The 16,111-nt window shown below is 61.8% G+C and carries 11 protein-coding genes; 5 read left to right on the top strand and 6 right to left on the bottom strand.

Annotation, left to right across the window (positions count from 1 at the left end; translation table 11 throughout):
• Positions 1-23 precede the first annotated feature (23 nt).
• Positions 24-989 (top strand): AbrB/MazE/SpoVT family DNA-binding domain-containing protein, encoded by a 966-nt coding sequence (locus tag ACZ5OO_RS07195; RefSeq protein WP_464078118.1) that lies wholly within the window; start codon positions 24-26, stop codon positions 987-989.
• A 1-nt stretch (position 990) separates the two neighbouring features.
• Here ACZ5OO_RS07195 and ACZ5OO_RS07190 read toward each other — a convergent pair whose 3' ends face one another.
• Positions 991-2,145, bottom strand: coding sequence for an acyl-CoA dehydrogenase family protein (locus ACZ5OO_RS07190; protein WP_013266501.1), 1,155 nt, complete (start codon positions 2,143-2,145; stop codon positions 991-993).
• A gap of 134 nt (positions 2,146-2,279) precedes the next feature.
• Between ACZ5OO_RS07190 and ACZ5OO_RS07185 the strand changes: the two genes are divergently transcribed.
• Entirely contained in the window at positions 2,280-2,717 is a 438-nt protein-coding gene (locus ACZ5OO_RS07185) for a peroxiredoxin (protein ID WP_048812966.1), read from the top strand.
• Between the two features lie 137 nt (positions 2,718-2,854).
• Positions 2,855-4,288 carry a hypothetical protein gene (locus ACZ5OO_RS07180; protein ID WP_464078117.1) on the top strand — a complete coding sequence of 478 codons (1,434 nt, stop codon included), beginning with the start codon at positions 2,855-2,857 and terminating at the stop codon, positions 4,286-4,288.
• Here ACZ5OO_RS07180 and ACZ5OO_RS07175 read toward each other — a convergent pair.
• The 5 genes from ACZ5OO_RS07175 to ACZ5OO_RS07155 form a co-directional block, all read right to left on the bottom strand.
• On the bottom strand, positions 4,278-5,456 hold the full coding sequence (locus ACZ5OO_RS07175; RefSeq protein ID WP_013266498.1) for an aminotransferase class V-fold PLP-dependent enzyme: 1,179 nt from the start codon (positions 5,454-5,456) through the stop codon (positions 4,278-4,280). The two genes, ACZ5OO_RS07180 and ACZ5OO_RS07175, sit on opposite strands and share 11 nt — an antisense overlap.
• A 53-nt stretch (positions 5,457-5,509) precedes the next feature.
• Positions 5,510-7,786: a heavy metal translocating P-type ATPase gene (locus ACZ5OO_RS07170; protein ID WP_464078116.1), complete on the bottom strand. Its 2,277-nt coding sequence runs from the start codon at positions 7,784-7,786 to the stop codon at positions 5,510-5,512.
• A complete protein-coding gene (locus ACZ5OO_RS07165) occupies positions 7,783-7,947 on the bottom strand; it encodes a YHS domain-containing protein (RefSeq protein ID WP_013266496.1) in 165 nt (54 codons plus the stop codon). The genes ACZ5OO_RS07170 and ACZ5OO_RS07165 overlap by 4 nt, the downstream gene beginning before the upstream one ends.
• 83 nt (positions 7,948-8,030) lie before the next feature.
• On the bottom strand, positions 8,031-11,486 hold the full coding sequence (locus ACZ5OO_RS07160; RefSeq protein WP_464078115.1) for an MMPL family transporter: 3,456 nt from the start codon (positions 11,484-11,486) through the stop codon (positions 8,031-8,033).
• 233 nt (positions 11,487-11,719) lie between these two features.
• Entirely contained in the window at positions 11,720-13,576 is a 1,857-nt protein-coding gene (locus ACZ5OO_RS07155; protein ID WP_013266494.1) for a urocanate hydratase, read from the bottom strand.
• A 144-nt stretch (positions 13,577-13,720) separates the two neighbouring features.
• On the opposite strand from ACZ5OO_RS07155, the gene ACZ5OO_RS07150 reads away from it, so the two are divergent.
• A complete protein-coding gene (locus ACZ5OO_RS07150; protein WP_464078114.1) occupies positions 13,721-14,638 on the top strand; it encodes an arginase family protein in 918 nt (305 codons plus the stop codon).
• 60 nt (positions 14,639-14,698) lie between these two features.
• Entirely contained in the window at positions 14,699-16,111 is a 1,413-nt protein-coding gene (locus tag ACZ5OO_RS07145) for an aromatic amino acid ammonia-lyase (protein ID WP_464078113.1), read from the top strand.

Raw genomic sequence — 16,111 nt, 5'->3', positions numbered from 1 at the left:
CCAGTATATACGGGGTTGATACTTTGAACATAACGCCAAGGAAGCTCCAGAAGCTCGGGGCCTCGTCGCTTGTCGTGACGCTGCCGCACACGTGGATAGAGGCCCACGGCCTTAAGGCGGGCGACGTGGTCTACATAGTTGACGAGGGCGACAGGCTTAAGATAGTCCCAGCCAGCACGGGCAGCGACAGGAACGCCTACGAGTTTGAGGCCTACAAGCTCGTCATGCCTCAGCTGGTCTCCTGGGCACTCACTTGCCTCTACGTTAACAACGTCAACGAGGCCACCATAGACCTGAGGGGCATGGGCCCGGAGGCCATGCAGGTCCTCAAGGAGGCCTCTATGAGGCTCCTTGGGCTTGAGCTGCTTGAGGTCGAGAGGGACAGGGCCGTAATGAAGATAGTCCTGGACGACTCAAAGGCCGACCCCAAGCACGCCATAAAGGGCCTGGGCTCGGCAGTCTCGAACATAGCGGAGCTCCTAAGGCAGGTGGTTGAGGGGGGCCAGGTCACCGAGGACCAGTTCTCAATAGCCACAAACGAGCTCACGAAGTACCAGCACCTTATCATGAGGTACGTGGTCGGCTCCATGAACAGCGGCAGCGTCGAGGGAAACCTGCAGGGCACGATAGTTGGCACCGCCCTCCTGGGCGTCGTGGGGAACACGCTGCTTGACGCGGCCAAGATGGCCTCAAGGCTCGAGGTGAGGTCAAGGGTCGTCTCCCAGCTGGCGTCCCAGGTGAGGGACCTGGCCCCCCTGGTGAGCGCCATGGTGGCCCAGCCGAGCGTGAAGAGGCTCCACGAGGTGGCGTTCAACGTCGTGGCGACCATAAGCTCCATAGAGTCCTACATAAAGTCCTCCCAGAGCGCGGCGGAGGCCGCAATAATAGCCAAGGTTGACGACGCCATAAAGACCATGGCCATAGTGTTCATGACCATACTCTGCGGGGCCGTGATGGGGGAGGAGTACCTGAAGCCCTCGACCCAGTGAGCTAGCCCTGCCTGACAGGCCTTATCCTGCCCAGCAGGCTCCTGGCTATAACTAGCCTCTGGGCCTCGTTCGTGCCGTCCCCTATCTCGACCATCTTCACGTCCCTGTAGATCCTCTCGACCAGGCTCTCCTTGCTGTAGCCGAAGCCGCCCTCCACCTGGACGGCCATCCGGGCCACGTCGACGCCCCACTCTGCCGCGGCCAGCTTAGCCATGCTGCTCCACATGGGGTACTCGGGGTCGCCGGCGTCAACCCTGCGGGCCGCCTCGTAGATTAGCTGTTTTATGGCCTCAACCCTTACCTTCATCTCGGCCAGCATGTACTGGACCATCTGGTGCTCGGCTATGGGCACGCCCATGCTCTCCCTCTGCTTGGCGTAGGCCAGGGAGTCCTCGAAGGCCGCCTCCGCCAGGCCAAGGGCGGTGGCCGCCGTGACCACTCTCCCCTCGTTGAGGGTGTCCATGACTATCTTGAAGCCGCCGTTGAGCTGACCAACCATGTTGGCCTCGGGCACCCTGCAGTCCTTGAACAGCACCTCGCTGGTCCCGCTCCCCCTGTACCCCATCATGTCAAGCTTCGAAACCTCCACGCAGGAGCCCTTGTCCACGACGAACAGCGAGACGCCCCTGTGCCTCTGCTCTGGCGTGCCGGTCCTGGCGGCCACCAGGAAGAAGTCCGCGTAGGGCGAGTTGGTAATCCAGGTCTTCCTGCCGTTTATCACGTACTCGTCGCCGTCCTTCTCGGCCCTCGTTGTTATGGCCGCCGCGTCGGTGCCGCAGCAGGGCTCGCTGAGGGCAAAGGCGCCTATGGAGCCCCTGGCCAGCTTCTCAAGGTACCTCCTCTTTATTTCATCGCTTGCGTAGTGCACGAGCGGGTAGGCCACCATGGTGCCCGAGACGGTGGCCATTATAGCTACGGCGCCTGAAGCCTTTGCCAGCTCCTCAACGACCACGACTGACTCAAGGGTGGAGAGGCCGGGCCCCCCGTACTCCTGGGGCACTCTCAGGGCGAAGTAGCCCATGTCAGCTACCTGCTTTATCACCTCAGGCGGTACCGTGTTGTCCCTGTCTATGTCCCTGGCCACGGGCTTTATCACCTTCTCCGCGAACTCCCTGACGCTAGACCTGAGCAGCTCGACGCTCTCGCTGGACGACATTGTATACACCTTGGCACCTCTCTACTGTTTACTTAGCAAGGTAAATAAGTTGTGGCCCATCCCACCTATTAACACCCCGCCAGCTGTACCTCCGCTTAAATATTTCCCTTCAGAAAAGGTGTTCGGTGAGCTATATGGTTCAGGTTGGGGACCAGGTGCCAGACCTGGAGCTTGAGACCACGGCTGGCAAGGTTAAGCTCTCCGACTTCAGGGGCAAGAAGCTTGTGCTCTACTTCTTCCCCAAGGCTTTCACCATGGGGTGCACGAGGGAGCTGAAGAGGTTCACGGAGCTCTACGACCAGTTCAAGGCCCTCGGGGCCGAGGTGATAGGAGTCAGCGTCGACAGCGTCGACACGCTTAAGAGGTTCGCCGAGAAGTACGGGGCCAAGTTCCCCCTGGCGAGCGACAAGGCCAAGGAGGTCTCAAAGACCTTCGGCGTCCTGAAGCTTATGACGGCCTCAAGGGTTACCTTCGTCATAGGCCCTGACGGCGTTGTGAGGCAGGTGATAAGCAACCTGAAGAGGGCCGAGGAGCACGCCGACAGGGCCCTTGAGGCCGTCAAGTCCATTTAAGCCCCTTGACGGCCCGTGAAGGCCTTAGGCAAAGCTATAAGTTCTTCCCGGGACAGCGCGGGAAGGGGCGGGAAGCCAATCCCGCCAGGTCCCTAATACGGCCTGCCCGACAACTTCAGGCCTGAGGTGAGCGAAGCTTGAAGGTCGCGCTTGCCCTGGGCCTTGTGGCCCTTGTGGCCCTGGCCCTCGGGGCCCCCCTGCTGTTACAGGTGAGAGTAGGGGAGGCCCAGGGGGCTGGCCAGGGGCAGGCTCAGGCTCTGCTAAACCTGACCCAGAGGGCCATAGCTGTAGGCAAGTCGCTTGGGATCAACGTCACTCAGGCAGAGGAGCTCTACTCCAAGGCCCTCAGCTACTACAACAACGGTAACTACACCGGCGCCCAGGACCTCTGCCTGGAGGCGCTTAAGTACATAGCGTCCGAGGCCAAAGGGGTCAGGCCAACGTACATGCCGCCAGCCTACGGCATAGAGGCCCAGCTGCTCGCCATAGAGAGGTTCGTGAACAGCTCCCCAGCAATAAACTCAACTGACAGGTCGTATGTGATATCACGGGTGGACGAGGCCCTCAAGGACATCTCCAGCGGCAACGTGAGCGGAGCCGCTGAGATACTTGCTGACCTGAAGGGCTACCTGGCTAACCTCAGCGTCAGGGTGTCGATGTACGCCAAGCACGCCATGATAGGGAGGCTCGTGAGGGAGCTCCACAAGGCCAGGGGCGAGCTCGAGGCCAACTGGTCCTACATGCAGGAGGCCAACGTGAGCCCCGCGCAGGTGGCCGACGAGGTGGTCAAGGAGCTTGAGGAGGAGCTGAACTCCTCAGCCGCCAACGCGACGCCCGCGCAGCTCGTGGGTCTGGCCAGGGCGGTAGAGGAGATAGAGAGCAGGGCCCCGATGGCTGAGCCCTTCCCCAACGCCACCGGCAGGGTCACGCTTTACGGCGCCCAGGTGAAGGCGTTAGTGGGAATTAACAGGAGCCTCAGCAGGGTCGAGTCGCTTATGGCTTACCTCACAGGGAGCGAGGCCAACCTGAGCGAGGAGGCCCTCAACCTGACGTTCAAGGCCATAAACGCCACGCTCACGGCCCTTCACTACTACGCCGCAGGGGAGGACAACCTGTCCCTCGAGTACATCAACCAGTCCATAACGTTTGCCAACGAGAGCGCTGGGATAGCCGAGAACTTGACCTCCAGCGGCCACGGCATGGCAGCCGCCGTGGGCAGGGGCATATACAGGGCCGACGAGCTCATAATAGGGCTTGACGAGAAGCTCTACGCCTACGTGGAGTCACAGAACATAGTTGGCAAGGTCTACGAGTTCAGGGGCGAGCTGCTCTTCGCCGTGAACCAGACCACCTACGTGGCCGTGCTGAGGATAGTAAACGGCACCCAGGAGACCCACCACGTGATATTCGCCCTGGTTGTCATAGGCGAGGGGGCCCACGTGAACGCCAACCTGACGCAGCTGCCGCTCAGGGTTGACGTGGTGGGCCAGGTCGCTGGGGCTGTGCACTACCTCTACGTGGTCAAGGCGTTCAACGTCACGGAGCTGGCCCCTGAGGCCGTCAGCCCCTGAGCTCCCTGATGGCCTCTGACAGCGCTGTGATGTCATCCTCTTTGTTTGGGAAGTGCACGGAGACCCTTATCCCCCAGAGGCCGGCGGCCCCCCTGGCGGAAACCGCTATCCCCCTGGCCCTGAGCCTCCTGGCGAGCTCGTAGTCCTCCCTCACGCTGTCGCCGACCCTGAAGAGCACTATGCCAGACGCCTTTGACTGCTCCGGCATGGTAAGCAGGTCCGCCCTCAGGTCCTCCAGCTCCTCGAGGAGGGCCTTTCTAAGCCTCATGACCTGGGCCTCCACGTTATCTATTCCGACCTCGTTTATCAGCGAGGCGGCGGCCTCCGCCCCCCTGAGGGAGAGCGACGACAGGGAGCCGCCGTACTCGAACTTGAGGGCTGAGTCCCTCCTGTAGGGCTCAACGTAAAACGGCGCCTTGTTCGGGTCGAGCCAGTAGGCGTCCCAGTCCTGGACCGGGGCGTTGGAGTACCCGGGCCTCGCGGGCTGAAGCTCCTCGACGGACCTCCTGCTGACGCACATACCCCCGAGCCCGAAGGGCGCCAGGAGCCACTTCTGCGTGCCGAAGGCCACGAAGTCTGCCCTCTCGAGCCCCCTCGGCCTGATGGCGCCCGCCTGCTGTATGGCGTCCACGACAAGGTAGGCCTCGGCCTCGTGGGCCACCTTGGCGACCTCCTCGACGTCAACCCTCAGCCCGTTCACCCACATGACGGAGCTCACTATGACTGCCCTGGTCCTCCTGTCGACCACCTCATAAAGCTGGTCAACATCATAGTCTCCGTCCCTGTTCCTGACCACCCTGACCTCTACCCCCCTCAGCCTCAGCCTGTAGGCCTCGGCGTGCACGAGGGGGAAGTCCATGTCAAAGATGACTACGTTGTCGCCCTTCGACATAGGTATGGAGTCCACGGCCTCCTGCACTGCTGAAGTGGTGCTCGTCCCCGTGAACACGAGGTTGTCGGGGCTACAGCCCACGAGCGGGGCCAGCTGCCCCCTGGCGGCGGCCTTGAGCTCGGCCTGGGAGCCCATCGAAGAGGCCTCCTCGGGCGACGACTCGTAGACGTCCAGGAGGGACCTGATGGCCCCTATGGCCCTGAGCGGCGGGACGCCGACGGCCGCCCAGTCCAGGTAGTGCCTTGACCTGAGCGAGGGGAACTCGGCCTCATACAAGGTGCAACCCCAGCTCACTGTGGCCCCAGACATTAAATGGGTGAAACCTGCCCCTACAGGGGGACCGTGGACCACAGGGAGACTATAACGCTGCTCATTGACATGGCCAGGGCCGCGTACTGGGGGCTCAGGTAGACGGCGGGGTAGAGGAGGCCGGCAGCGACCGGGACAAGCACGCTGTTGTAGCCGAACGCCCAGGCCAGGTTCTCCTTCACCTTCCTTGTTGCTATCCTGGACTCCCTGAGGAGGAGCTCTATGCCCTTAAGGTTCATCACCACGACGTCGCCGGCGTACTTAGCTATGTCCGTGCCGCCCGCCAGCGCTATTCCAACGTCCGCCTCCTTCTCGGCAACTGCGTCGTTAACGCCGTCACCCACGAAGGCGACCCTGTGGCCCTCCTGCCTCAGGGACCTCACAAGCTCAGCCTTGTCGTCCGGGCTCAGGCCCTTCCGAACCTCGACGCCCAGGGCCGCTGCCACGGCCTCGGCCGAGGGGCCGCTGTCGCCCGTTGCTATTATCACCCTCCTGCCCATGGACTTAAGCTTGGCCACCAGCTCGAGGGCCTCAGGCCTAACCGGGTCCTCGAGGCTGAGCCACCCGGCCACCCTGCCGTCCACGCAGACGGCCACGTCGCCCTTGGCCTGGCCCTCGCAGTTCTGCGCCACGAACTCAGGCCTCCCCACTATAACCTGCCTGTCCCCCACGGTGCCTGCGACCCCGTCCCCTGGGAACTCGTTGAAGTCCTTGACGAAGCCCCTGAGCCTGGCCCCGAACCTGTCAACTATTGCCTTAGCCACTGGGTGGGAGCTGAGGGACTCGAGGGAGGCCGCGAGCTCCATGACGCCCGGCTGGAGCTCCACGTAGTCCTTGACCCTTGGCCTTCCCTCGGTCAGCGTGCCGGTCTTGTCAAAAACGAAGACGTCAACGTCCTTGACCCTCTCAAGGGCCTCGCCGTCCTTGACTATGACCCCGCGCTTGGCCAGCCTGTGCACTGAGACCAGCACTGCCATGGGCGTCGCCAGGCCGAGGGCGCAGGGGCACGCCGACGCCAGCACTGCGACCGCGAAGAGCACGGCCTTCGGCGTTGGGAAGCCCAGGGCGAAGTGCCACGCCAGGAACGTGACGACAGCTATGGCTATTATGGTCGGCGTGAACACCGCGGCCACCCTGTCCACCAGGTCCTGGGCCCTCAGCCTGGCGGCCTCGGCGTCCCTCACTGCAGTCATGAGCTGGGCCATGTATGTCCTCTCGCCGGACCTGGTGACGTACACCTTCAGGAAGCCCGAGACGAGCCTGGAGCCCCCGACGACCGGGTCCCCCTTGGACTTTGTCACAGGCATCGGCTCCCCGGTCACTATGGACTCGTCCACCTCCCCCTTGCCCTCGTCCACGACGCCGTCAGCAGCTATGGACTCGCCGCTCCTCACCACCAGCAGGTCCCCAACCTTGACCTCGTCAGCGCTTACCTCCACCTCGCTCCCGTCCCTGATAACCCTGGCCCTCGAGGGCAGCAGCCTGACGACCTCGCCGGAGAGCCTCTCCTTTATGTAGGCCTCTATGGTCTTGCCTATGAGGAGAAACGATATCAGCAGGGAGGCGGCGTCGAAGAAGACCGGGCCGTGAACCGCCAGTGAGTAGGCGCTGTAGAGCCACGCCACCAGGGTGGCGGTGGAAACCAGCGTGTCCATGTTGGTCGTCCTGTTCCTGAAGGCCCTGTAAGCCCCCAGGTGGTACCTGAGGCCGGCGTAGAAGACCACCGGGGCCGAGGCTACCATCGCCAGGAGCGGCCTCGAGGTGTACTGAAGGTAGAGGGTCAGCAGCCCGAAGGACCAGGCGACGGCCAGGGCCCTCAGGTAGCCCCTCAGCTCCCCTGCTGAGGCGGGTGCGGCCTTCGATATCACCTGGGCCCTGAAGCCGTGGCCCCTCAGCGCCTCAACTATGGCCTCCGCTGATGTCGAGTACGGGTTGACCTCGATGACGGCCTCCCCGGTGCCCGGGTTCACTGAGGCCTTAACGACGCCGTCAAGGCCCTCCAGGAGCTCCGTGACCCTCCTGGAGTCCTCCGGGTTCATGGAGATCCTAAGCCTCAGCCTCTCAGTGACCACGTCATAGCCTGCTCTCCTGACAGCCTCCACGAGGTCCCTTAGCCTAGCCCCTGAGACCACAACCTTGGCCGTGCCGGAGGCCAGGTTCACCTCCGCCTCCTCAACCCCCTTGACGCCCCTCAGCGCCTTGGCCACTGTAGTTGAGCAGGTGGCGCAGTGCATCCCAACTACTCTGAGTTGCTCCTCCTTGCCTATCCTGAGGGGCCTCCTCTCGTTCTCGCTCAACCAGGCATCCCCTTGGGCCCCTCGCGGAGGTACTTCTCCGGGTCCCTCCTGAAGGCCTTCAGGCAGCCCTCGGAGCAGAAGTAGTATACCTTGCCCTTGTACATGGTCTTGTAGGGGGTGCTCTCGTCAACCTCCATGCCGCAGACCGGGTCAACGACCAAAGCCTGTCCCCTTGGCTTGAGCCCGCCCAACTTAAAAAGCGTGGGTCCTTGCTGAGGGGGCTTGAAAGTCAGTGCCATTAAGGTCAGCTGCCTGCCCTCCTCGACGGCCACAGGGCCCTCTCTCCAAGCATGTAGAGCACCGCAGGCGTGAAGAGCAGCGCGGCCAGTAGTCCTGCTGAGAGCACGCCCGCCATGAGGGCCACGCCCATGCCCCTGAAGCCCGGGGCCGAGAAGGCCAGGAGGCCCGCGAAGGCCCCAGCCATTATCGTTGAGAGGCCCACCACAAGGACGCTGGTGCTCCTCACAGCTATCTCAACTGCCGTCCTCACGTCGTGGCTGCCAGCCTCCTCCCTGACCCTGTTTATGATGAAGCTGTTATAGTCCATGCCGACGCCAAGTATCGCCGTGAAGACAACTATGGGCAGGTACCACGGCAGGTTGACGCCTGATAGCCTGTAGGCCTCTATGGCGAGGGAGCTGCCGAACACCGCCGCGATCACGACGCTGGCCAGCGCCGTCAAGGCCATGGGCACGCTGCCGAAGAAGGCCAGCAGCACTATAAACATGAGGACTATGGCTATGGGGTAGACCAGGTGGTAGAAGTCGTGGTACACTATGTTCTGAAGGTCGAGGTTTATGGCCGCCTCTCCCCCGACCATGGCGCTTGGGGAGACCTGCTTCGCCAGCTGCCTTATGGACTGGGCGCACGCTATGGCCTCCCTGCCGAGCGGGTACACAGATAAAGTGACGCTAAGGACGGGCTCGGAGTAGTTGTAAAGCTGGGTTGACTGAACGCAGCTTAGCCTCGATATGGACGAGTTTATCGCCTGCAGCGTAGAGTAGTTGGCGGCCACAACGTAGACAGGGTACATTATGCCGGCGGCGTAGTTGTCAGTTATGTAGTGGAGGGCCTGCACCGACTGGGCGCCCTGGGGCATCATTAATGTGAAGTCGTAGCTGCCCCTGAAGGTGGCGTAGATGAAGCCTGCAGGTATTAATATGAGTGCTATGACCACAACAAACGCTATGTACCTTGCCCTGGGGCTGCGCCCTGGACTCGCCCGGGCAGCGCTGGCCTTCACCCTGGAGGGCCACCACACTATCCTGCTCCCGCCCACTATGGCCAGCACCGCAGGGACCACCGTGAGGCTCACGGCCATTGTTATCAGTATCGATATGGGGGCCGCCTCGCCTAGGCTCCTGAGGAACGGGAAGTTTGAGGCTATAGTCATGGCCCCGAAGCCTATGGAGGCCGTGAGCGCGCCCGTGACCACCGCCCTCCAGCTCCTTCTCGCGGCGGACCATGCTGCCTCCGCTGGGCTGAGGCCCTTGCCTAGCTCCTCCCTGAACCTCCTCGATATCAGGCTCGAGTAGTCGACGCCCAGCCCTAGGCCGGCCTCGTACATTATAGTCCTGCTTATGGAGTTCAGCGTTATTACGTTGTGGCTGGCCAGCAGGTACCCAACGCCAAGGGCCACCACGAGGCCCACGCCTATTCCTATAAACGGCACCAGGACGGCCACCAGCGACTCGAGCACTATGGCCAGTATGACGAGCACCAGCAGGGCGCTTATCATGTCCCCCCTGCTTATGCTCCTGAACGATGAGCTTGAGAGGTCGTGGTTTATGGCCTGCGTGCCGGTAAGCGTGACGCTGGCGTTCCCGTAGCCCGCGGACCTCAGCTCGCTGACCAGCTGGCCCCTGACGCTGAGCGCCTCGTCATAGGACATGTTGACTGAGTACATTACTAGGAAGCCGTCAAGGTTCCTCTGCACAAGGAGCCCCCTGAGGTCGCCCAGCAGATTGGCGAAGGTTCTGTTAAACGCGTACTCAGTTACGTTTGTCACGGCCCTCCCATACAGGGAGGGGTCCTCAAGCACGACGGCGGCCTCGCTTGACAGCACGGGCGTCAGGTTTGAGGGCACGCCCAGCCTGGCAAGGGAGCTGTTCAGGAGCGATGGCATCCTTGACAACAGTGACTGGTAGTCATCTATGGGACCCGCCGAGGCCAGCTCTGCCAGGAGCAGCCTGGCGGTCGGCGACGTGAGGCTCCTGTTGACCAGGTCCAGGGACAGGGAGTAGGCGCTCTCGCCGCGGAGGAGGGCCATTGACAGCGACGGGGTCACGTTCAGGCCCCTCTCGGCTATGGCTGACGCCGAGGCCTCGGCCAGGGTCATGTTAGAGCAGAGGGCACAGGTGGCGTTGGGGTCATACTCCAGGAGCTCCTCAGGCACGTAGCTGAGGACCAGCGGGGCGTAGCCGCTGAGGTTGGCCGGCAGGCGGGCAGCCAATGTTTTGGCCGCCAGCTCAGCCGCTGCCTCCCTGCTGAAGGAGCCGTTGGCCACGTATGACGCCATGTCCATCGCTACGTCGCTGGGGAGCCTGCTGGAGAGGAGCGAGTACGTGACGTTCCTCACTATCAACGTCACGTCGCTCTCGTTGAAGCCCGAGGCGGCGTACTCCTCAGCTAAGGTCGTCAGCAGCTCCTTGGTCTGGCCCGGCGCTGGGATGGAGGAGACCACAGCCAGGAAGGCCTCCCTGCCCGAGGCGCTGCCTATGGAGCTCAGCGCGTAGTAAAGTCTGTACTGGTTGTCCTGCGTGAGGTTGTTCATAAGAGACTCAATGTAGCTGCTGTATGCGGCCGAGGCGTTCCTGAACGCCAGGCCGTAGGCCTGCAGTAGCGGCAGGGCCCTCTGCTCGCCGCTGGCGTTGAGCTCCCCGTAGAGCACCGTGTAGGTGAAGTTCTCCGCCGAGGCCAGGCTGAACCTTGAAGGTCCCCCGGTGCTTAGCACGTAGTGGAACAGGGCCTCCACAAGCTGAGGGGAGGGGGACTGGGCGCCGCCTATGGGCGGGCACTCGCTCACCACGAGCTCCACGTCGCCCTGCGTCAGGTTTCCCGTGGAGTAGGCGTCCGTCATGTTGGAGAGCACGTACTCAGCCCTGATGGCGTTGAAGAGGGTAGACACGTAGGCCCCTGAGAGGCCCTCCGTCTCGTTGCCTAGGGCTACGACCTCGGGGACCGCCTGGGAGTACGCTAGGCTGAGGTTCCTGCCCAGGGAGTAGTACTGAGCGTAGGCGTAGTCGGCGTTCCTCAGCATGTAGGTGAGGCCCACCAGCGTCGAGTTGAGCCTCTCGAGCCTCAGCGAGAGGTTATTAACGGCCTCCCAGAGCCTCACAAGGCCCTCTGCAGTGGAGAGGCTGACGTTAAGGAGCCTCTGGGAGACGTTATTAAGCTTGATGTAGACCCCCCTCGCCACGCTGACCCAGCTGGTGCCCTGCGTCAGTGTGCCGTTGAGCCTGTAGAACGTGGTCAAGTTGACGGGCACCCCTGTGACGACATATATGTAGTTTCCCTGCTCTGACAGGTTGCCCTCCCTCGAAATTATGTTCATGACCTTTATGCTCTCGACCCCCTGGGGCAGCATTGAGGACTCGTTGGTTGAGACCACGCTGTTGATCCTTGTCATGAATGGGTAGAAGATCACGGCCAGAGCTATCGCCACAACCACTATTACGTAGGCCGTTCTCCGGCTATACATATCTATCTCCGATAGATAACTGCTATATATAATCGCTTTAAAACTTTAGCCAGGACCCTCAAATGATAAAATATTTAAATAACTGTAAAAGTTACCTATGGGCCCCGCAGCTGCAACGCCTAGCTTTGGGTGGCGAGCGTCACACGTCCCACACCCGTCCTCAGCAAGAAGAGGAGGCCGCGGCTCAAGAGCAGCAAAAAGGGGTCTATGGCTACCCTAAGCTGAATGTTACGCTAAGTGTTGAACGGCGGCGAGTAGTTGCCCTTCTTTGACTCGTACTCCTCCAGGTCCTTCTTGACCCTCTGGTAGGTGTAGTCTGATATCCTGCCCTCCTTCTTGGCCTCCTCTATTACCCTCCTGCTCTTCTCCTCGAGCATCTTCATTATAGGTATCCTCACGCCCTTCTCCCTGGCCACCGCCAGCGACCTTGGATAGCCTGCGTGGGCGTGCCTCACCACCCCCATTCCTGGGTCCACGGTGAACACCCTGATGGCCTTCTGCTCCGCCAGCTCAGTGCCGTCAACTACCATGCCGAAGCCAGCGTGTATCGCGTAGCCTATGCCTGTGCCTCCGCCGTGGTGGAAGCAGGTCCACGTGGCGCCGACCGCCGTGTTGAGGGCGTAGTTAAGTATGGGCCAGTCACCTATGGCGTCGCTTCCGTCCAACATGCCCTCGGTCTCCCTGTAGGGCGAGGCCACGGAGCCGGCGTCCAGGTGGTCCCTGCCGAACCATATGGGGCCTGAGAGCTCGCCCCTCCTGACCATCTGGCTGACCACCTTGCCGAACAGGGCCCTCTCGCCGTAGCCGAGGTAAACCACCCTGGCGGGCAGGCCCTGGAACTTGACGTACTTGTGGGCTGCCGTTATCCACCTGGCTAGCCTCTGGTTCCTGCCGAACAGCTGCAGCAGGACGTCGTCCAGCTTATATATGTCGTTCGGGTCGCCCATGAGGCTGGTCCACCTGAACGGCCCCCTCCCCTCCTCGAACAGCGGCCGCATGAACTCCATCTGCCCGGGTATCTTGAAGGCCTCTGTTAGGCCAGCGTCGTAGGCCTGCTTCCTGAGGTTGTTGCCGTACTCAAAGGTCACGGCCCCCCTAGCCTGGAGCTCAAGCATGAGCTGGACGTGCCTCTTCATAGTCTGCTTTGCCAGCTGTATGTACCTTTCGGGGTCCTGTGACCTGAGCCTCGCCGCCTCCTCGACGCTCATCCCCTCCGGCACGTAGGAGAGCGGGTCGTGGGCCGGCGTCTGGTCGCTGAGGACGTCAGGCACCACGTTCTCCTTGACCAGGCGCTCGAGCAGGTCAACTGCGTTGGCGAGGACCCCTATGCTGGTGGGAGTCCTTGACCTCTTGGCCTCAAGGGCCATGTCTATGGCCTTATCTATGTCGTCGGTCCAGGTGTCCAGGTAGCCTGTCTGTATCATCCTGTCTATCATGCGCTTGTCAACGTCAGCTATGAGGGCCACGCCGCCAAGCATCTTGGCCGCGAGTGGCTGGGCGCCCCCCATGTTCCCTAGGCCTGCGCTCACGTAGAGCCTTCCCTCAAGGGAGCCGTAGGCCCTCTCGGCCGCCGCCCCCACGGTCTCATAGGTCCCCTGGAGGACCCCCTGGGTGCCTATGTAGGCCCAGCAGCCCGCCGTCATCTGGTGGAAGCTTATGAGCCCCCTCTTCTCGAGCTCCCAGAAGTAGCTCCAGTCCGCCCACTTGGGCACCAGCATGGCGTTGCTCATGACGACCCTCGGGGCCCTCAGGTCAGTCTTGAAGACCGCCACGGGCTGGCCGCTCTGTATCACCATCGTGTCGTCCGAGTCCATTGTGAGCAGGGTGTTGACTATGGCCTCAAAGTCGTCCCAGGACCTCGCGGCCTTGCCGGTGCCGCCGTAAACTATGAGGTTCTTGGGGTCCTTGGCAACCATGGGGTCGAGGACGTGAAAGAGCATCCTTAGTATTCCTTCTACCTGCCAGTCCCTGCTCCTGACGTGGAGCTCAGGGCCAGTGATTGCATGAACTGTCCTGGTCTCAGGGTCGTAATAGCCCTCGGATATCAGCTCCTCAATGGGTTGACCCTTATACTTTGAAGGTACAGACATATGGACGCGCCGAGCAGCCGTGTATACAATAAGTATTTAAGCAATCGAAATGAGCCTGCCGCTACGCGCATAGCCAAAAAAGGGCCGTCAGTGGAAATAATATGGTTGCCTCTAGCTTTATACCCTGTCAGGAAGTAGCTGCGGGTGACCCAGGTGTTCGTAAGAAGGGCCAGGCTGTTAAAGGACCCTGACGACGTGAGGTTGGCAGACCTCAGGCCTCTGGTGCCGCTGGCAGGCATTCCATGGGACTGGTCCACGGCTGGAAGGCCAGGGGCCAGGTTTGCGCCCTCATCCATAAGGACGGAACTCTACTCCATGAGTCCCCTCTCTGAGGACCTGGGCGAGCTTATGTGGGGGTTTGATGACGTAGGCGATGTTGACATAGTTGGCGGGGACCTGGCTGAGACAGGGCGAAGGGTCACAGAGGCCTCAAGGCAGTTAATGGAGGCCGCCAGGCAGAGGGGCACGCCCGTCGTCTTTATCGGCGGCGACCATTCCATAACAGGCTGGGCTTCCAGGCCATTCGTACAGCGCGGCGTCACGCTGGTGGTGCTGGACGCGCACTATGACATAAGGAGGCCCAGCGAGGGCGTCACGAGCGGCTCGTGGCTCAGGGAGCTGCTTGAAAGCTCCCCTAAGGCCAGAGCAATAGTCATCGGCGTTTCTGAGTACTCCAACCCTCCCTACGCCCCCTCAAGGGCTAAGGAGCTGGACATTGAAGTTATCAGCAGGCTTGAGCTCCTAAGGGACTCAAGGAGCTCACTAGAGAGGCTCAGCTCCCTGATCTCAGGCTCCGAGGTCTACCTCAGTATAGACATGGACCACCTGGCCCAGGCCTTTGCCCCTGGCGTCAACAGCCCAAACCCACTTGGCATGACCCCCTTTGAGAGCGTAACCGTGATAGACTCTGTGACGTCGATCGCGAGGGTAGTGGGCGTGGATGTCGTAGAGGTCGTACCAAGTCTCGACCCCACGGGCTCCACGTCTAAGCTTGCAGCCTTCCTACTCCTCAGGGCCGTGCACGGCTCCCTTCGCTGGACTCGTAAACCGCAGCCTAAGTAATTACTTGTCAAGGCCGCTGACTCTAATACCTTGAACTGCCAGTGTGCACAGGTGCATGCATTGAAGGTCTGCGCGGGCCAGAGGCTGACCGTTGAAGACATATGTAACGTCGCTGTTAACTCCCCAGTTAACATGTGCCAGGAGTCGCTCCAGCTGCTCTCAAGGTCCAGGAAGGCCTACGAGGCCGGGGCCTCGCTGGGAAAGGTCTACGGCTACTCAACCGGCCTCGGGGCCCTGGCCTCGGCCGAGGAGGGCACGTGGAGGGGCAGGGAGGCCCAGGTCCTCAGGGAACACGACCTCGGCATTGGACCTGAGGCCCCAAGGGAGGTGGTCAGGGCGGCCATGCTCGTGAGGGCGTCCCAGCTGGCCCAGGGCTTCGCGCCCGTGAGGCCCGAGGTGGCGCAGAGGCTCGTAGACGCGTTAAACTACGACATAGTTCCAGCTGTATCGCTGGAGGGCAGCGTGGGCGCGAGCGGCGACCTGGCGCCACTAGCCAGGATCTCCAGGTGCATCTACAGCGGGGAGGGGCAGGCAACCGTGAGGGGCAGAAGGCTTAGCTGCGAGGAGGCACTTGAGGCCGCCGGGCTTAAGCCCCTGGAGCTTGGGCCGGGCGAGGCCCTGGCTATAATTAACAGCAACGCCTTCAGCGTCGCCATGGCCTCCCTAGGGGTCTGCGCCTCCCTGAGGCTTTTGGGCGAGTCCCTCAATGTAATGAGCGAGACGCTTGAGGTCACGGGGTGTAACCCCCAGCACTTCTCTACAGCGGTGGCCAACAGCAAGAGGCTTGAGGGAGTTAAGGACGTGGTGGCCTCGCTTAAGGTTGGCTGTCAGAGGTCGCCGAGGCTTCAGGACCCCTACTGCATAAGGTGCGTGCCCCAGGTCTACGGCTCAGCCCTCGAGGTCCTCAGGTTTGCTGCCAAGCTACTTGAGGCGGAGGCGTACTCGTCGTCAGATAACCCGTTCGTCTATAATGACAGCGTGTATCACGCCTGCAACTTCCACGCCTCGGCTGCAGGCATGGCGTCAGACATGGTTAAGGTCGCCCTGGCGCACGTGGGCAACATGATAGAGAGGAGGACGGCCCACCTGCTGAGCTCCGCCACCACAGGGCTCCCGGACTTCCTGGCAGTTAAGGGCACCGTCGTGGGAGCAATGATCTACCAGTACACGGCCGCGTCGCTTGCTGCCAAGCTCCGCCAGCTGGCCTCCCCGGGATCTGTGCACTCCATTCCTACCAGCGGCTTGCAGGAGGACGTGGTCTCAATGGCGCCCAACTCCTCCTACGAGCTGCTAAGGTCGACGGCCGTGCTGGCGAGGCTGATAGCCGTCGAGGACGCTTTGGCCTCACAGGCCGCCAAGGTCGCCAGGGGGCTCCCCCTCGATGACCCTAAGGACGCCCTAGAGAGGTCGCTGGCCAAGGTAGTGGGGGAGGCCGGCCTCTCGGGCCTCAGCTTCATAGTGAACCTGGCCTGA

It is taken from the genome of Acidilobus aceticus, assembly GCF_055392325.1.
Note: the sequence above shows the minus strand (reverse complement) of the source record. Positions and strands in the feature narration are given on the sequence as shown.